General features: G+C 71.5%; 16 protein-coding genes and 2 pseudogenes. 4 read left to right on the top strand and 14 right to left on the bottom strand.

Translation table 11 applies throughout. The annotated features are described in order from the left end of the window. Window positions 1-196: 196 nt before the first annotated feature. The 6 genes from ACOBQU_RS31875 to ACOBQU_RS31850 form a co-directional block, all read right to left on the bottom strand. On the bottom strand, window positions 197-844 hold the full coding sequence (locus tag ACOBQU_RS31875) for a GNAT family N-acetyltransferase (protein WP_423631892.1): 648 nt from the start codon (window positions 842-844) through the stop codon (window positions 197-199). Window positions 845-1,029: 185 nt separating this feature from the next. Continuing rightward, window positions 1,030-1,869 carry a MetQ/NlpA family ABC transporter substrate-binding protein gene (locus tag ACOBQU_RS31870; protein ID WP_423631890.1) on the bottom strand — a complete coding sequence of 280 codons (840 nt, stop codon included), beginning with the start codon at window positions 1,867-1,869 and terminating at the stop codon, window positions 1,030-1,032. Between the two features lies 1 nt (window position 1,870). Beyond that, window positions 1,871-2,704 (bottom strand): MetQ/NlpA family ABC transporter substrate-binding protein, encoded by an 834-nt coding sequence (locus ACOBQU_RS31865; RefSeq protein ID WP_423631888.1) that lies wholly within the window; start codon window positions 2,702-2,704, stop codon window positions 1,871-1,873. Between the two features lie 123 nt (window positions 2,705-2,827). Then, on the bottom strand, window positions 2,828-3,577 hold the full coding sequence (locus tag ACOBQU_RS31860; RefSeq protein ID WP_423631886.1) for a methionine ABC transporter permease: 750 nt from the start codon (window positions 3,575-3,577) through the stop codon (window positions 2,828-2,830). Continuing rightward, complete coding sequence (locus ACOBQU_RS31855) at window positions 3,574-4,635, bottom strand: methionine ABC transporter ATP-binding protein (protein WP_423631884.1); 1,062 nt, start codon at window positions 4,633-4,635, stop codon at window positions 3,574-3,576. The genes ACOBQU_RS31860 and ACOBQU_RS31855 overlap by 4 nt, the downstream gene beginning before the upstream one ends. A gap of 401 nt (window positions 4,636-5,036) precedes the next feature. Further along, a complete protein-coding gene (locus tag ACOBQU_RS31850) occupies window positions 5,037-5,684 on the bottom strand; it encodes an HAD-IA family hydrolase (RefSeq protein WP_423631882.1) in 648 nt (215 codons plus the stop codon). Window positions 5,685-5,831: 147 nt separating this feature from the next. Between ACOBQU_RS31850 and ACOBQU_RS31845 the strand changes: the two genes are divergently transcribed. Together ACOBQU_RS31845 and ACOBQU_RS31840 are read left to right on the top strand one after the other, a co-directional pair. Then, window positions 5,832-6,191: a hypothetical protein gene (locus tag ACOBQU_RS31845; protein ID WP_190138903.1), complete on the top strand. Its 360-nt coding sequence runs from the start codon at window positions 5,832-5,834 to the stop codon at window positions 6,189-6,191. Between the two features lies 1 nt (window position 6,192). After that, window positions 6,193-6,621 carry a hypothetical protein gene (locus ACOBQU_RS31840; RefSeq protein ID WP_423631880.1) on the top strand — a complete coding sequence of 143 codons (429 nt, stop codon included), beginning with the start codon at window positions 6,193-6,195 and terminating at the stop codon, window positions 6,619-6,621. Here ACOBQU_RS31840 and ACOBQU_RS31835 read toward each other — a convergent pair. The 3 genes from ACOBQU_RS31835 to ACOBQU_RS31825 all read right to left on the bottom strand — a co-directional run bounded on the left by ACOBQU_RS31835 (window position 6,618) and on the right by ACOBQU_RS31825 (window position 8,948). Next, on the bottom strand, window positions 6,618-7,121 hold the full coding sequence (locus ACOBQU_RS31835) for a GNAT family N-acetyltransferase (RefSeq protein ID WP_423631878.1): 504 nt from the start codon (window positions 7,119-7,121) through the stop codon (window positions 6,618-6,620). The two genes, ACOBQU_RS31840 and ACOBQU_RS31835, sit on opposite strands and share 4 nt — an antisense overlap. Window positions 7,122-7,161: 40 nt before the next feature. Further along, window positions 7,162-7,686: an RNA polymerase sigma factor gene (locus ACOBQU_RS31830; protein WP_423631876.1), complete on the bottom strand. Its 525-nt coding sequence runs from the start codon at window positions 7,684-7,686 to the stop codon at window positions 7,162-7,164. A gap of 74 nt (window positions 7,687-7,760) precedes the next feature. Further along, entirely contained in the window at window positions 7,761-8,948 is a 1,188-nt protein-coding gene (locus ACOBQU_RS31825) for a glycerophosphodiester phosphodiesterase (RefSeq protein WP_423631874.1), read from the bottom strand. A gap of 432 nt (window positions 8,949-9,380) precedes the next feature. Here ACOBQU_RS31825 and ACOBQU_RS31820 point away from each other — a divergent pair. After that, window positions 9,381-10,051 (top strand): annotated as a pseudogene (locus tag ACOBQU_RS31820) (lysophospholipid acyltransferase family protein). 148 nt (window positions 10,052-10,199) lie between these two features. On the opposite strand, the gene ACOBQU_RS31815 reads toward ACOBQU_RS31820, so the two are convergent. The 5 genes and pseudogenes from ACOBQU_RS31815 to ACOBQU_RS31795 form a co-directional block, all read right to left on the bottom strand. Then, window positions 10,200-11,744: an MFS transporter gene (locus tag ACOBQU_RS31815; RefSeq protein WP_423631872.1), complete on the bottom strand. Its 1,545-nt coding sequence runs from the start codon at window positions 11,742-11,744 to the stop codon at window positions 10,200-10,202. Then, window positions 11,741-12,292 carry a TetR/AcrR family transcriptional regulator gene (locus ACOBQU_RS31810; RefSeq protein ID WP_423631870.1) on the bottom strand — a complete coding sequence of 184 codons (552 nt, stop codon included), beginning with the start codon at window positions 12,290-12,292 and terminating at the stop codon, window positions 11,741-11,743. Before ACOBQU_RS31810 ends, ACOBQU_RS31815 begins: the two co-directional genes overlap by 4 nt. 122 nt (window positions 12,293-12,414) lie before the next feature. Then, complete coding sequence (locus ACOBQU_RS31805; RefSeq protein WP_423631868.1) at window positions 12,415-13,386, bottom strand: aldo/keto reductase; 972 nt, start codon at window positions 13,384-13,386, stop codon at window positions 12,415-12,417. Between the two features lie 150 nt (window positions 13,387-13,536). Next, window positions 13,537-14,972: pseudogene (argH, locus tag ACOBQU_RS31800) on the bottom strand (argininosuccinate lyase). Between the two features lie 93 nt (window positions 14,973-15,065). Beyond that, window positions 15,066-16,259 (bottom strand): argininosuccinate synthase, encoded by a 1,194-nt coding sequence (locus ACOBQU_RS31795; protein WP_423631866.1) that lies wholly within the window; start codon window positions 16,257-16,259, stop codon window positions 15,066-15,068. Window positions 16,260-16,443: 184 nt separating this feature from the next. Between ACOBQU_RS31795 and ACOBQU_RS31790 the strand changes: the two genes are divergently transcribed. Next, entirely contained in the window at window positions 16,444-17,031 is a 588-nt protein-coding gene (locus tag ACOBQU_RS31790; RefSeq protein WP_423631865.1) for a pyridoxamine 5'-phosphate oxidase family protein, read from the top strand. The last annotated feature ends 54 nt before the right edge of the window (window positions 17,032-17,085 follow it).

The following is a 17,085-nucleotide window of genomic DNA, read 5'->3' as shown; positions in this document are numbered from 1 at the left end:
CGGCCCGCAGGGAGCGTACCTGGTGGTGCCCGGCTGGGAGCTCCCCCATCCCGCCCCGTCCCGAAACCAGGCGGAACCAGGGGGCTCCGCCCTCTCCTGGCACCCCTGCCCATCGGCCTGCGGCCTCGTCCTCACCCGCCGGACGGGCTGGGACCTCGCCGCGACCGAACGGGTTCCGGGGCGCGCCCGCGAGGGGCTAGGACCAGCTGGAGAAGGTCGTCGCCGGTTCCGTGACCCCTTCGAGGTCCTCCGGCAGCAGGCTCCACACGATGAGGTCGGTCCGCAGGTCGATCCACCCGCCGAGCGGATCGCCGCCGTTTCTGACGCGCGCTATCCAGGCGCCCCGCAGCACGCCCTCACTGATGCAGCCGATCTTCTGGGCGACCTGCTGCGCCGCGGTGTTGTCGGCGGCCGTACGCAGTTCGATGCGCTCGAACTTCTGGTCGTGGAACAGCCACTGCGCGGTGGCGAGCGCGGCCTCGGAGGCGTACCCCTCGCCGCGGGCCCAGGGCGCCGAGACGTAGCACAGCTCGCTGGAGCGCACCCGCCAGTCGGTGCGGCGCAGCCGGACGGTGCCGACGAGGCGCTGGGTGAGGAACTCGGTGACGGCGAAGGCGATCCCGCGGCCCGCGGTGCGCTCGGCGGGGGCGCGCTCGGTGATCCAGGCGCGGGCGTCGGCCTCGGTGTACGGCTGCGGCACGGCGGTCCAGGCGGTGACCAGTTCGTCGTTCATCATCTCCGCGTAGGCGGGGACGTCCGCCTCCTCGAAGGGGCGCAGCAGCAACCGCTCCGTGCTGATGGAGATGTCGGGAAAACCCGAGGAGCCTGAGGAGGCTGTGGTCATGCGCCGCTCCGTAACCTTCATGGGCCCTTCGCTCCGTGAACCTATAGCGCCGTCAAGGACCTTCGGGCCTGCCGAAGTGCCCAGCATGCAGCATGGTGACGCGTGAACGCACCACGGGGTCCGCTCCGGCGTGCGGAGCGGACCCCGTGGGATCCCGGTCGGGCGCGCGGGGCGCACGGCGTGCGTCAGCGCGCGGCGACGGGCAGCACCGAGCCCTGGTACTTGTCCTCGATGAACTTCCTGACCTCGGGCGACGTCAGGAGCTTGGCCAGTTTGCGGACGTTCGCGTCGTCCTCGTGGCCCTTCTTGACCGCGAGCACGTTGTTGTACGGGTTGTCCTTGGCCGACTCGAGGAGGACGGCGTCCTTCTTGGGGCTCAGGCCCGCGTCGAGCGCGTAGTTGTTGTTGATGACGGCCGCGTCGACGTCCTTGAGGGAGCGCGGGAGCTGCGCGGGCTCCAGGGGCTTGATGGTGAGCTTCTTCGGGTTGGACGCGATGTCCTCGGGGGTGGCGTTGGCACCTGCCCCCTTCCTGAGTCCGATCACGCCCTTGGAGGCGAGGAGCTGGAGCGCCCGGCCCTCGTTGGTGGTGTCGTTGGGGACGGCGACGGTCGCGCCGGAGCGCAGCCGGGTGACGTCCCCGAGCTTCTCGCCGTCCTCGGCGTAGACGCCCATCGGCGGCAGGTACACCTCGGTGACCGGCACCAGGTCCGTCTTCTTGGACTTGTTGAAGTCCTTCAGGTACGGGGTGTGCTGGTAGAGGTTGGCGTCGAGGGAGCCCTCCTGGAGGGCGGTGTTGGGCGTGACGTAGTCGGTGAACTCCTTGATCTCCAGGTCGAGCCCGGCCTTCTTCGCCAGGTTCTGCTGGATGTACGTCAGGACCTCACCGGCGGGGGTCGGGGTGGCCCCGACGACGAGCGCGTCGCCGTCGGAGCCGGAGTCCGAGCCGCAGGCCGTCAGGCCGAGCGCCAGGGCGAGGGCCCCAGCCGCCGCGGCGGCGCGGGCCCGGGTGTCGGCGCGCCGCATGTCAGAACGCGGCGACGACGGCGCCATCGTACTTGTCGTCGATGAACTTCTTGACCTCGGGCGAGGTGAGGAGCTTGGCGAGCTTCTTGACCCGCGGGTCGTTCTCGTTGCCCTTCTTCACGGCGAGGAAGTTGCCGTACGGGTTGCCCTGGGCCTTCTCCGCGACGAGGGCGTTCTTGGCCGGGCTGAGGTCGGCCTCCAGGGCGTAGTTGCCGTTGATCACCGCGGCGTCGACGTCGTCGATGGAGCGCGGCAGCTGGGCGGCCTCCAGCTCCTTGAACTTCAGGTCCAGGGGGTTGGACACGACGTCCTTGGGGGTGGCGGCGAAGCCGACGCCCGGCTTGAGCTTGAGGACGCCGTTGTCGGCGAGGAGCTTGAGGGCGCGGGCCTCGTTGGTGGTGTCGTTGGGGACGGCGACCGTGGCGCCCTTCTTGAGGTCGTCGAGCTTCTTGATCTTCTTGGAGTAGACGCCGAGCGGCTCCAGGTGCACCGTGGCGTTCGGCACCGGGACGATCTCCGTCTTGTTCTTCTTGTTGAAGTCGTCCAGGTACGGCTTGTGCTGGAAGTAGTTCGCGAAGACCTCGCCCTGCTGGACGGCGGTGTTGGGCGTGACGTAGTCGGTGAACTCCTTCACCTCCAGGTCGAGCCCGGCCTTCTTCGCGAGGTTCTTCTTGACGTACTCGAGGATCTGGCCCTGCGGGGTGGCGGTCGCGGCGACGACGAGCGGTCCGTCCTTGTCGCCCGCGGAGTCCTTGTCCGAGCCGCAGGCGGTGAGCCCGAGGGTGAGGGCTCCGGTGGCCAGGACAGCAGCGGTGATCTTGGTGGTGTTACGCACGAAAAGTGCCTTTCTCCATGGGTGGTACGCCCCGCGGTCGGTGGCGGCGGGGTGATGCTGGGTGCCCGCTGGGCGGACTCAGCGATTCCGGGGGCCCGGGCGCCCCGGCGGGGCGCGGCGGGCTCAGGGGGTCTTGACCGGCGCGGCCTCGGCCACGGCGGCCGCGGGGGCCTTGGCACGCAGCAGCTTCAGCCTGGGCGCGGCTCCGGAGTGGCCGCCACGCCGGTGCAGGCTCCGGGCGGCGTAGTCCCCGGCGAACTGGATGACGGAGATGACCACGGCGAGGATGGCCACGGTGATCCACATCAGCTCGTTCTCGAACCGCTGGTAGCCGTAGCGGATCGCGAGGTCGCCGAGGCCTCCGGCGCCGACGGTGCCCGCCATCGCGGAGTAGCCGATGAGGGCCACGACGGTGGTGGTGGCGCTGGAGATCAGCGACGGCAGCGACTCCGGTACGAGGACCTTGCGGACCACGGTCCAGGTGTTGCCGCCCATGGACTGGACGGCCTCGACCAGGCCGTGGTCGACCTCGCGCACGGCGGTCTCCACGAGCCGGGCGAAGAACGGGATGGCGCCGATGGCGAGCGGCACGATGGCCGCCTCGCGGTTGATGGTGGTGCCGACCACCCAGCGCGTGAAGTCCATCAGGGCGACGATGAGGATGATGAACGGCATCGAGCGGGCGATGTTCACGACCTGCCCGATGACCTTGTTCACGATCACGTTCTGGAGGAGTCCGCCGCGGTCGGTGAGGACCAGCAGGACGCCGAGCGGCAGTCCGGCGACCACGGCGATCAGCGTCGACCAGCCGACCATGTAGAGGGTGTCCCAACAGGCCTGCTCAAGCAGCGGCCGCATCTCGTCCCAGGTCACTTGGCACCTTCCTTCACCAGCGCGGAGTCCTGCGGCGCGGGCGCGCCCTCGTCGTCGTGTCCGGCGACGTCGACCTGGAGGCCCTGCTCGCGCAGGAAGCCGATCGGCACGACGTTCTCCTCGAAGGCGCCGGGCAGCTCGATGCGCATGCGGCCGACCTGCTTGCCGCCGACGGTGTCCATCGCGGCGCCGAGGATCGAGATGTCGATGTTGTAGGTGCGCGACAGCTGGGAGATGACCGGCTGGGTGGCGGCCTCGCCGTGGAAGGTGACGTCCACGACGGTGCGCTGGTCGCCGGAGGCCGCGCCGCTGAGCGGGAACAGCGCGGCGGCCAGCTGCGAGCCGGGCGTGGCCAGCAGTTCGCTGACGGTGCCGGACTCCACGATCTGCCCGCGCTCCATCAGGGCGGCCGAGTCGCAGACGGTCTTGACGACGTCCATCTCGTGCGTGATGAGCAGGACGGTCAGGCCGAGCTGCTGGTTGAGGTCGCGCAGGAGCTGGAGGATGGAGCGGGTGGTCTCCGGGTCGAGGGCGCTGGTGGCCTCGTCGGAGAGCAGCACCTTCGGGTCGCCCGCCAGGGCGCGGGCGATGCCGACGCGCTGCTTCTGGCCGCCGGACAGCTGGGCGGGGTAGGCCTTGGCCTTGTCGGCGAGGCCGACAAGGTCGAGCAGGTCCAGGGCCTTGCGGGAGCGCTCCTTGCCGGACAGGCCGAGGATCTCCAGGGGAAGTTCGACGTTGTCCTGGACGGTCCGCGAGGACAGCAGGTTGAAGTGCTGGAAGACCATGCCGATGCGGCTGCGGGCGCGGCGCAGTTCCCGGCCCGCGCGCGGGCCGCGCCCGGCGAGCGCGGTGAGGTCCTGGCCCGCGACCGTCACGGTCCCGGAGGTGGGGCGCTCCAGGAGGTTGACGCAGCGGATGAGCGAGGACTTCCCGGCGCCGGACTGGCCGATGACGCCGTAGACCTCGCCTTCGCGGACATGGAGGTCGACTCCGTCGAGGGCGGTTACTTCACGACCGCGTGAGCGGTAGACCTTGGTCAGGCCGGAAGTGGTGATCACTGGGATTCCGTACTGTCGAGTGCACGGCGCGTTGGTGGCCGGGGCACGGGGCATTCGTTCGGAACGCGGCACGGTTCTCGCGGTGGCGGTGGAACCGGAGGACGTGTGCGCGGGGCGGGCCCGCTCTCCGCGTCGCGTGGGGACGGACGTGGGGGGTGCGGGGCACGGCGGCTTCGCTTCGGGGCGCGAGGCTCAGTGGAACAGGGGCCCTCAGAAGGCGCACATTCGACACATACAACGAGCACCGGGCGTCGTCATCGCCTCGGTCGCAAGGGTGCGGCTGCTCGTCGTGGTCATGCGGACAGTAAAACACGCGTACGGAGTCACTCTGCCAGCGCTGTCTGAATAGCGGACAAGCGATGACCGCTATTCGGGACGATCATCCCCGCCCGCGGGCCCGCTCAGGCGCCCGCGACGATCTCCACGCCACCCGCTGTGGCCTGCGCGGACACCGCGGAGAGGTCCGGGACGACGACATCGGCGGCCAGCTCGGCGGCCTGGTGCGTTGTGGTCAACGCCACGGTGGTCATGCCCGCGGCCCGGCCCGCCGCGAGGCCCGCCGGGGCGTCCTCGAAGACCACGCAGCGCGCCGGGTCGGCGCCGAGCCGCGCCGCGGCGAGCAGGAACGGCTCGGGGTCGGGCTTGCCGCGGGTGACGTCGTCGGCGGATATCAGCAGCTTCGGGCGGATGCCGACCTCGCCGAGCCGCGCCTCGGCCAGGCGGCGCGTGGCGGAGGTGACGACCGCCCACCGCTCCGGCGGCAGCGCGCCAAGGAGCGCGAGGGTGCCGGGCAGGGCCACGACGCCGCCCGCGACGTCCGCGACCTCCAGCTCGTCGATGCGGGCGAGGGCCCCGGCGACGGCGTCGGCGGGCAGCAGGTCGGCCACGATCTCGGCGGCGGGGCGGCCGTGCAGGCCCACCCGGGCGAAGTCCTCGGCCGTGACGCCGTACTCCCCCGCCCACCGCGTCCAGCAGCGGGTCACCGACTCGATGGAGGAGACGAGGGTGCCGTCGTTGTCGAACAGGAGGGCGTCGGCCTGGATCTTCATGCGCCCGACCCTACGCGCCCGCCCGCGCCCCTCCCCCCGCGCCCACCCGCGCCCACCCGCGCCCGCGCGCACTCACTCGCACCCCCGCCCGCGCGCCCGCCCGGGGCCGGACGCAACGGACCTTTCGGCCTGTACTACGGTCTGGGCATGCTTGTTGCCCTGACCGTCGCGACCTCCGTGGCCGCGCTCGCGCTCGCGGCCTGGTGCGGCTTCGCCGCCTACCGGGACCAGCCGACGAAGGACTGGCACTTCATCGGCATGGGCGTGGTCACGCTCCTCGCCCTGGTCCAGCTGGTCGTCGGCGTCGTCCAGCTGGCCCGCGGCGAGGACCCGGAGCAGGGCACGACGATCTTCGTGGCTTACCTCATCGGCTCCTTCGCGTGCGTCCCGGCGGCGGGTTTCATGTCGCTCGCCGAGCGCACCCGCTGGGGCTCGGTGACGGTCGCGGCGGGCGGCGTGGTGCTCGCCGTGCTCGAAGTGCGCCTGTACGACATCTGGGGAGGCTGAGGTGGCCGTGACCGACGAGCCCGGCACCGAGCCGCGGCGGAAGCTGATCAAGGGCCCCGGCATCCTGCTGGTGTGGCTGTACGGCGTGATGGTCGTCGGCGCCGTGTCCCGCTCGGCGGTGCAGATCTCCACGGACTTCGGCAAGGCGCCGCTCGCGTACTCCCTGTCGGCGCTCGCCGGGGTGGTCTACGGCTTCATCACCTACTCGCTGGTGCGCGGCGGCGAGAGGGCCCGCAGGGCGGCGCTGGTGTGCTGCGCCGCCGAGCTGGTCGGCGTGCTCGGGGTCGGCGCCTGGACCCTCGCGGAGCCCTCCGCCTTCCCCGACGCCACGGTCTGGTCGGACTTCGGCATGGGGTACCTGTTCATCCCCGTACTGCTGCCGCTGACGGCGCTGTACTGGCTGCGCAGGGCGCGGACGGCCGACGCCTAGGCGCTGGTGGCGTACGCCTCGGCCGCCGCGTCCTTGGCCAGCGTCACCACCGTCAGCTGGTCGTCCACGCGCCGCGTGCTCACCGGCGCGTACCCGTGCTTGCGGTAGAGCTGGAGGTTGCTCTCGCTGCGGTGGCCCGTGAACAGCTCGAAGCGCCGGGCCGCGCCGCTCTCGCCGAGGCGCCGCTCCACCGCCGCCAGGAGCCGCCCGCCCAGGCCGTGCCGCTGCATCCGCGGGTGCACGATCAGCTTGCCGATGCGGGCCGTGCCCGAGGCGTCGACGCTGCCGCGCACGGAGGCCACCACCTCGGCGCCGAGGCGGGCCACCAGGACGGTGCCCTCGGCCAGCTCGGCCCTGAGGGAGTCCAGGGTCTGCGTCAGCGGCTCGATGGAGTAGTCGCCGTACAGCTCGGCCTCGCTCTGGTAGCAGAGGTACTGGAGTTTGAGGATCTGCTCGGCGTCCGTGTCGGTCGCCTCCGAGATGGTCACGCTCATGCCCATGTGTGCATGCCTCCCGCTCACCTGCTCCGCCGGTTGTCCCTCACTCCTTTCCCCACGGGTCCGGAGTCCCAACCTCCTGCGCGAGCATTCTGCGCAGGCATCCCAGGCACCGGGAACGTTCTGGCCCCAAAGATCCTTGTGACATTCCCAACTCTCCTGCGATTTCGCGGTACGTCAGGTCCTTCGGCGACAGAAGCGCAGCCATGAGGCGGGGGCACCGTCCGGGGAGCCTGCGCACGGCGGCGTGCAGGGTGTGCCGCTGCTCGGCCCGCAGGGCGCGCTGCTCGGGGCCGCCCCGGGGGTCGTCGGCGGGCTCGGTGACATACGGGCGCTCCCGGTGGGCCGCGTGGCGTGTGCGGTGCGCCTCGTCGCGGACGGCGGTGCGCAGCCAGGCGGCGGGGTCGGCGAGCGGACCCCCGGCGGCCAGGTGTTCGAGCAGGCGCAGCCAGACGGCCTGTTCCAGATCGCCGGGCTCGACGCCGCCCGCGCCCGCCTCCGCCGACGCCTCGGCGGCGAGCAGCGGGCGCAGGGTGATGACCAGGTCGTAGGAGAGCGAGAACGTCATACCGGCGGTGACGCGGCCGCTTCGGTGAGAAGTTTCCGAAACGGCCGCAGCTCACCCCAACCGGGACTCTCCGGTCAGTCGTTGACGAAGTCGGCGGCGGCGAGCAGCGCCGTGTCCGGGTTGTCGGAGAAGATCCCGTCGATGCCGGTCGCGAGGTACTTCTTCAGGGCGCCGAAGGCGTCGCCGTAGGCGCTCGGGTCGGTGCCCCTCTTGAAGTCCGCGGGCAGGAAGGTGTTCTCGTTGCGCATCGTGTACGGGTGCAGGATCAGGCCCTGGGCGTGGGCGTCGCGCACCAGCGTGGTCGGTTCGAGCAGCCTGCCGTCGGGGCCCTTGGGGATGACCAGGTCGAGCGTCGGGCCGATGCCCTTGGCGTAGGAGGCGATCCACTTCAGGCCCGCGGGCTTGATCAGGTCGGCCACCGTGCGCGGGTCGCCGGACTCGACGAAGTCCCAGGGGCGGGAGTCCGCGCTCGACAGCAGGACCACGCCGGGCGCGTCGACGAGCTTGCGCAGGCGCTGGATGCTGCCCGGCTCGAAGGACTGGAGGAAGTTCGGGGACTGCCTGCGGTGGCGGTTGTACCGGCGCAGCAGCTTGGCCAGCGGCTCCTCGAGGCCGAGGCCGAGCTTCCGGAAGTAGGTGGGGTGCTTGGTCTCGATGTGCAGCCAGATCCGGTGGCCGCGCTTGCGGCCCTCCTTCTCGGCCCAGCGGAAGACCTCTTCGAGGGTGGGCACCTCCCAGCGGCCGTCGTAGAGGGTGTTGCGCTGGCGGGTGCCGGGGATGCGCTCCTTGGCGCGCAGCGTCTTCAGCTCGGCGAGCGTGAAGTCCTCGGTGAACCAGCCGGTCAGCTTGGCGCCGTCGACGGTCTTGGTGGTCTTGCGGCTCGCGAACTCGGGGTGCGCGGCGACGTCCGTGGTCCCGGTGATGTCGTTCTCGTGACGGCATACGAGATGGCCGTCCTTGGTGGGCACCACGTCCTGCTCGATGACGTGCGCGCCCATGTCGAGCGCGAGCTGGTACGAGCCGAGCGTGTGCTCGGGCCGGTAGCCGCTGGCGCCGCGGTGCGCGATGACCGTCGGCACCGGCAGCTCCCCGCCGTGCCCGTGCCCGTGGCCCTTGCCGTTCCCCTTGCCGTGCCGGGCCTCCGCTCTCGCCACGCCGGGCGCGCCGACGACGGCCGTGCCCGCGCCGAGGACCGCCGCCCCCAGCAGCGCGCGCCGCCCCGGGCTCGTCCCCGTACGCCGCTGCCCCGAATCCTGCGCCATGAAGCGCTCCCTCCTGATGTGCCGCCTTGTACGCCTTGCACCTGACAAAGCGGCACTGATCGTAGGTGGCACCGGGTGACGGGTGGGAGACCCGGGGTGGAACGGACGGGTGACGCGGGGTGTCCAGTGCTCCGCTCGGGGTACCCGGTCGTGCGCGAGCGGCGCGCGGCCTGGCGCGGGCGCCCGGCCGTGACCTGCGCCGCGCGTGAGAAGCACCACTCGGACAAGCCACGCAGTTCGTACGGAGATAACGTCAGGGCGTGAGACCCCTCGCGGGGGTACGGCGCGCACATCTGACCGTCCCTGGGACGCCCTGGGTCGGTCAACTCCGCGTATCGGGCGCATGAACCCGATGTGCAATCGACGGGGAGCCGCGAGTATGGTCCTCACCTGCACAGACTCTTCGTCGACCCGTTGACACCGGAGGACTCGTTGTCCCGTCTAGCACTCATCAAGGCAGTGCTCGGACCGTTCTTGCGCCTGATGTTCCGTCCGCGGGTGGAGGGTGTCGAGCACATCCCGGGGACCGGCCCGGTGATCCTGGCCGGGAACCACCTCACGTTCATCGACTCGATGATCCTGCCGCTGGTCTGCGACCGGCCGGTCTACTTCATCGGCAAGGACGAGTACGTCACGGGCAAGGGCCTCAAGGGCCGGGCGATGGCCTGGTTCTTCACCGGCGTCGGCATGATCCCGGTGGACCGGGACGGCGGCCGCGGCGGTGTGGCGGCCCTGATGACCGGCAAGCGGGTCCTCGACGACGGCCAGATCTTCGGCATCTACCCGGAGGGCACCCGCTCCCCGACGGCCGCCTGTACCGCGGCCGTACGGGCATCGCGCGGCTCACGCTGATGACGGGCGCCCCCGTGGTGCCGTTCGCGGTGATCGGCACGGACAAGCTCCAGCCCGGCGGCAAGGGCCTCCCGCGCCCGGGCCGTGTGACCATCCGCTTCGGCGAGGCGATGGAGTTCTCGCGCTACGACGGCATGGACCGCGACCGCTATGTGCTGCGCGCGGTCACGGACTCCGTGATGACGGAGGTCATGCGCCTGTCCGGCCAGGAGTACGTGGACATGTACGCCACGAAGGCCAAGGCGGCCTGAGCACGCGGATTCCCGCACGGAACAGCCGGACCAGACGGAACACACGGAACACACGGAACAGCCCGAAGGGCCGCCCCCACCGCGGGGGCGGCCCTTCGTCGCTTCCAGGGCGCCGGGGCGCCGGAACACCGGGGCGGCGGCGTCGGCGCTACGGGTGCTCGACGCCGTCCTCCAGCTTCTGCCCCTTGAGCAGGAACCACGCCGCGACGGCCGTCGCGAGCAGCACCGCCGCGCCGACGCCCGCGGCGACCCGCAGCCCGTCCACGAAGGCCTCCTGCGCGGCCGCGAGCAGCGGTTCCGCCGTGTGCCGGGGCAGTTCCGCGCTCGCCTCGACCGCGCCACCGAGCGATTCGTGCGCCGCGGACGCCGCGTCGGCGGGGGTGCCCGCGGGGGCCGTGAAGTCGCGGTAGACGCCGGTGACGATGGAGCCGAGCAGGGCGATACCGAGGGCCGCGCCGAGTTCGTACGCCGTCTCGGAGACCGCGGAGGCGGCGCCCGCCTGCTCCTTGGGCACGCTGGACAGGATCACGTCGGCGGTCACCGTGAACGCGAAGCCCGCGCCGACGCCGACGATCAGCAGGGCCGCGCCGAGCAGCGGATAGCCCGTGTGCTGGCTGAGCGTCGTCAGCGCGGCCAGGGCCAGGCCCACGGCGGCCAGGCCGCCCGCGACCACCGAGCGCACCGAGAAGCGCCGCGCCACCAGGCCCGCGACCAGACCCGCCGTCACCGCGCCGAGGGCGGCGGGCAGTTCGGCGAGGCCCGCCTCGAACGGCCGCCTGCCCTGGACCAGTTGCAGGAACTGCGACAGGAAGAAGACCAGGCCGGACAGGCCGAGGATGGTCAGCAGGTCGGCGAGGACGGCGGCGGAGAAGCCGCGGTTGCGGAAGAGCCGCATGTCGAGCAGCGGGGCGGACAGCGTGAACTGGCGGCGGACGAACCAGGTCAGGGCGGTGACGCCGAGGACGGCCGCGCCGAGCACGTCCCAGCGGAAGCCGTGCGTCGCCGCCTCCTTGATCGCGTACACCACACTGATCATGCCGATGAGCGACAGGGCGACGCTGACCAGGTCCCAGGGGCCGGGCGCCGGGTTCTTCGACTCCGGCAGCAGCTTGACGCCGACCAGGACGAGCGCGGCCATCACGGGCAGGTTGATCAGGAAGACCGAGCCCCACCAGAAGTGTTCGAGCAGGAAGCCGCCGACGACCGGGCCGACCGCCGCGCCCGCCGACGCCATCGCGCCCCACACACCGACGGCGAGGCTGCGCTCGCGCGGGTCGTGGAAGATGTTCCGGATCAGCGCCAGGGTCGAGGGCATCAGGGTCGCGCCCGCGACGCCGAGCAGGGCCCGGGCCAGGATCATCAGCTCGGGGCTGGTGGCGTACGCGTTGAGCACGGAGACCGCGCCGAACGCGACGGCGCCGGTGAGCAGCAGCTTCTTGCGGCCGATGCGGTCACCGAGACTGCCCATGGACACCAGCAGACCGGCGATGACGAACGAGTAGACGTCGCCGATCCACAGCAGCTGGGTGCCGGAGGGCTTCAGGTCCTCGCTGATGTACGGCGTGGCGAGGCCGAGGACGGTGGCGTCCACCGCGACGAGGAGGACGGCGAGTACGAGCACGGCCAGGGCGAGCCACCGGCCGGGAGGCCGGGCCACCTCCGCGGGCCGGTTGCGCAGGGCTGTGCTGGTCATGATTCCTTTCTCCGTTCCGCGCCGCCGATCAGCAACTCGGCGACCATGTGTGTGAAGTCCTTGGGGGCCACCCGGCCGTCCAGGACGGCCCAGGCGCCGGAGCCGACGAGCCCGTACAGCGCCTCGGCGAGCCACACGGCGCTCAGGTCGATGCGGAACTCGCCGCTGAGCTGGCCGCGCCTGAACAGCTCCGCGATCCGGTCGTCGAGGCGGGCCCAGCCCTCGTGCTGGTCGTCGCCCTCGAAGAGCTGGTTCTCCGTGACCAGGAACGCCAGCAGGCCGGCGGCGGGCTCGATCTCCCCGATCAGGCGCCGCAGCGCGTCCTTCGCGCTGCCCTCGTCGAGGCGCGCGGCGTCGAGCGCCGCCTCGCACTCCCGGATGCCGAGGTCCTCCAGGGCCCGGATGAGCGCGTCGCGCCCGGCGAAGTGCCGGTGCAGCGTGGCGCGGCTGATGCCGCAGGCCCTGGCGATCTCGTCCAGGGTCGAGGAGCCCTTGCGGGTGAGCTGGGCGGCGGCGCTGCGCAGCACCTGGTCACGATTGACTGACATGAGACAAGCATAGACCTGATGAGACATATTTGTCTCATCAGGGGCATGCGGGCCTCACCGGCTGGTGCGGAACGGGTTCCCTACGGCTGCCGGACGAGTTCCCTACGGCTGCCGGACGCGGCTCAGTGCCAGGGCAGCCCGGCGCGGGTGCGCCAGTACGCCGTGGGCTCCTCGGCGAGGGCCGCGAGCCGCTCCAGGTGCGCGTCGTCCAGGTCGACGGCCGTGGCGTGCAGGTTGGACACGAGCTGTACGGAGGTGGCGGCGCCGGACAGCACGACGCCCGCCCACGGCTGGCGCAGCACCAGGGCGAGGGCGACCGCGTCGCAGCCGAGCCCGGTGTCCTCGGCGACGGCGCGCAGCGCGGCGGGCGCCCGCTCACCGGCGAGGCGGCCGTTGGCCATGGCCTCCTTGACCAGGACGGTCAGGCCCGCGTCATGGGCCTCGGCGAGCGCGGGGCCCGCCGAGGTCTCCAGGGCGTTGTACGTCGCCTGGACCGTGCGGAAGAGCGGCTCGCCGTCGACGGTGACGGCCAGGGCCGCGCGGATCGCGGCGGCCTGCTCGGGGCCGCTCACGGACAGGCCGACGGTGACGCCGTCGGCGGCGAGGGCGGCGAGCCGCGCGTGCAGCTCCTTGTCGGCGAGGGCGGGGCTCTCGGGGGTCACCGAGTGGATCTGGTAGAGGTCGAGCCGGTCGCCGAGCACCTCGGCGGTCTCGGCGCGCTGGCGCTCGTACGCGGCGACGCTGTGGTCCTTGACCTCGTGCGCGTCGGCGTCGGTGCGCCAGTCGGCGGTGTACGTGTACCCCCACTTGCTGCCGACCACGACGTCGCGGGCGTCGGGCCGGGCGCGCAGCCAGTCGGCGAGGAACTCCTCGGAGCGGCCGTAGGAGCGGGCCACGTCGACGTAGCGGACGCCCAGGGCGTAGGCGGCGTCGAGGAGTTCGAGGGTGCGGTCGCGGAGGGCCTCGACGCTGCGGGTGGCGGGCAGGTCGGCTTCGCGGCCCAGCGTGATGTAGCCGGGCCTGCCGATGGCTGCGAGGCCCAGGCCCAGGTGGGCGGTGGGGGTGGTGGCTGCGGCTAGTCGGGCGAAGGGCATCTGGGGCTCCGGGACGGCGAGGGGGTACGCGGGTCGCGCACCCCCTCAACGTAACGCCGGGCCCTCGCGGGGGCGCCCAGGCCCACCCCTTCCCGAACCAGGGGGCTGCCGCCCCTGGGCCCCGCCTTCTTGGCGCTTCGCGCCTCGTCCTCAGACGCCGGACGGGCTTGAACTCGCCCAGGTGCGCTGGAGCGCCACGTTCTCCTTGATCTCGGCGAGTTGCCTGGCCACCGCCTCGGGGGCCGTGCCGCCCCGGCCGTTGCGGGAGGCCAGGGCTCCGGGGACGTTCAGGACCGTGCGGACCTCGGGGGTCAGATGGGGGAGATCTTCGCGAACTGCTCGTCGGTGAGCTGGTCCAGCTCGATGCCGTGCGCCTCGCACTCCTTGACGCACTCCCCCGCCACCTCGTGCGCGACCCGGAACGGCACGCCCTGCTTGACCAGCCACTCCGCGATGTCCGTGGCCAGCGAGAAACCCGCCGGGGCCAGCTCCTCCATCCGCTCCCGGTGCACGGTCAGGGTCGCCATCATGCCGGTGAAGGCGGGCAGCAGGACCTCCAGCTGGTCGCAGGAGTCGAAGACCGGCTCCTTGTCCTCCTGGAGGTCGCGGTTGTACGCGAGCGGCAGCGCCTTGAGGGTGGCGAGCAGGCCCGTGAGGTTGCCGATGAGGCGGCCGGACTTGCCCCGGGCCAGCTCGGCGATGTCCGGGTTCTTCTTCTGCGGCATGATCGACGAGCCGGTGGAGAAGGCGTCGTGGAGCGTGACGAAGGAGAACTCCTTCGTGTTCCAGATGATGACCTCCTCCGCGATGCGGGAGAGGTTCACGCCGATCATCGCGGTGATGAAGGCGAACTCGGCGGCGAAGTCCCGCGAGGCCGTGCCGTCGATGGAGTTCGCCGCCGAGCCGCCCTCGAAGCCCAGGTCCCTCGCCACGGCCTCCGGGTCGAGGCCCAGCGACTGCCCGGCCAGGGCCCCCGACCCGTACGCCGACACGGCGGCCCGCTCGTCCCACTGCCGCAGCCGCTCCGCGTCCCGCGCCAGGGACTGGACGTGGGCGAGCACGTGGTGGGCGAAGAGGACGGGCTGGGCGTGCTGGAGGTGGGTGCGGCCCGGCATGGCGACGTCCGGGTGCGCCTCCGCGAGGCCGATCAGCGCCTCCTGGAGGTCGGTGATCAGGCCGCCGATGATCCGGGCGTGGTCGCGCAGGTACATCCGGAAGAGCGTGGCGACCTGGTCGTTGCGGGACCGTCCGGCGCGCAGCTTGCCGCCGAGGTCCGGGCCGAGGCGCTCCAGCAGGCCGCGCTCCAGGGCCGTGTGCACGTCCTCGTCGGCGATGGTGCCGGTGAACTCGCCCGCCGCCACGTCCGCTTCGAGCCGGTCGAGACCGGCGATCATCCGGGTCAGCTCGTCCTCGGTGAGCAGGCCCGCCGTGTGCAGCACGCGCGCGTGGGCGCGGGAGCCCGCGATGTCGTAGGGGGCGAGGCGCCAGTCGAAGTGGACCGAGGCCGAGAGCTTGGCCAGGGCCTCCGCGGGACCGTCGGCGAACCGTCCGCCCCAGAGCCGGACGTCACCGCTGTTGCTGCTCACTGCACGTGCTCCTTGAAGAAGGTGGTGATGTGCGTCCGCCTCCCCGGCGCCGGGCGCTTCGGGGAGGCGGACCTCACGCTACTGCTCGGGGCCTCAGGCCAGGTCCCGCTTGGCGGCGATCTTCGACGACAGGGCGAAGATGTCGATGAAGCCCTGGGCCTTCGACTGGTCGAAGGTGTCGCCCGTGTCGTACGTCGCGAGGTTGAAGTCGTACAGGGACTCCTCGGACTTCCGGCCGGTGACGACGGCGCGGCCGCCGTGCAGGGTCATCCGGATGTCGCCCGTGACGTGCTGGTTGGCCTCGTTGATGAAGCCGTCCAGGGCCCGCTTGAGCGGGGAGAACCACAGGCCGTCGTAGACCAGCTCGCCCCAGCGCTGCTCGACCTGCCGCTTGTACCGGGCGAGTTCCCGCTCGACCGTGACGTTCTCCAGCTCCTGGTGGGCGGTGATCAGGGCGATGGCGCCCGGCGCCTCGTACACCTCACGGGACTTGATGCCGACGAGCCGGTCCTCGACCATGTCGATCCGGCCGATGCCCTGGGCGCCCGCGCGCTCGTTGAGCTGCTGGATGGCCTGGAGGACCGTGACGGGCTTGCCGTCGACGGCGACCGGGACGCCCTCCTTGAAGGAGATGACGACCTCGTCGGGCTCGCGGGGCGTCGCCGGGTTCGACGTGTACTCGTAGACGTCCTCGATCGGCGCGTTCCAGATGTCCTCCAGGAAGCCCGTCTCGACGGCGCGGCCGAAGACGTTCTGGTCGATGGAGTACGGGGACTTCTTGGTGGTGGCGATCGGCAGGCCCTTGGCCTCGCAGAAGGCGATGGCCTTGTCCCGCGTCATCGCGTAGTCCCGGACCGGGGCGATGCACTTGAGGTCGGGGCCGAGGGCCTGGATGCCCGCCTCGAACCGCACCTGGTCGTTGCCCTTGCCGGTGCAGCCGTGGGCGACCGTGCCCGCGCCGTGCTTCTTGGCGGCGGCGACCAGGTGCTTGACGATGGTGGGCCGGGAGAGGGCCGACACCAGCGGGTACCGGTCCATGTAGAGGGCGTTGGCCTTGATCGCCGGGAGGCAGTAGCCCTCGGCGAACTCGTCCTTGGCGTCCGCGACCTCGGCCTCGACGGCACCGCAGGCGAGCGCGCGCTTGCGGATGACGTCCAGGTCCTCGCCGCCCTGGCCGACGTCCACGGCGACGGCGATGACCTCGGCGCCCGTCTCCTCGGCGATCCAGCCGATGGCGACGGAGGTGTCAAGGCCGCCCGAGTAGGCGAGTACGACGCGCTCGGTCACGGGTTTCTCCTCACAGTGCATTCGCTCGCTCAGTGCCCCACGGTCACTGATATGCATGAGTATGCATTGCTCTGCATGATTCGTCAATCGACGCACGCCAACGGCCGTGCGATCGCACGATCGAGCGAGAGGGCGCCCCCATTTCCTTAGACAAGCGAACGGTTCAGGGTCATAATCCTTAGGCATGGGAAAGACTTATGAGCGCATCGACGGCAGACTCCGCACCTTCATCGAGCAGCAGCCGGTCTTCTTCACCGCCACCGCCCCGCTCTCCGGCGACGGCACCGTGAACCTCTCCCCCAAGGGCATATCGGGCTCCTTCGCCGTGCTCGACGAACGGACCGTCGCGTACCTGGACTTCGCGGGCAGCAACGCCGAGACCATCGCCCACCTGCGGGAGAACGGCCGCATCACCCTCATGTGGTGCGCCTTCCAGGGCCCGCCGAACATCGTGCGCGTGCACGGCCGCGGCGAGCCCGTCTTCCGCGACGACCCGCGCTTCCCCGAACTCCTCGGCCGCTTCCCGGGCGTCGACCCGGCGCCGCACGGCCTGCGCGCGATCATCGTCGTGACCGCCGAACTGGTCCGGGACACCTGCGGGTACGCGGTGCCCTTCATGACGTACGACGAGGACCGCGACCTGCACGCCAAGCGCTTCGCCCGCGAGGACGACGCCTCGCTCGACGCCTACTTCACCAAGAAGCCGGACATCGCCACGAGCATCGACGGGCTCCCCGGCCTGCCGCTCCCGCTGCCCCCGAGCCCCGCCTGAGCCCCTGACTCCGCCCGGCCCGGCCCCGGTCGGCCCGCCCCCGGCCGACCCGCC

This window comes from Streptomyces sp. G45 (assembly GCF_049542095.1).
GTDB lineage: Bacteria > Actinomycetota > Actinomycetes > Streptomycetales > Streptomycetaceae > Streptomyces.
The sequence above is the reverse complement of the archived record's forward strand: the minus strand, read 5'-3'. Positions and strand labels throughout refer to the sequence as shown.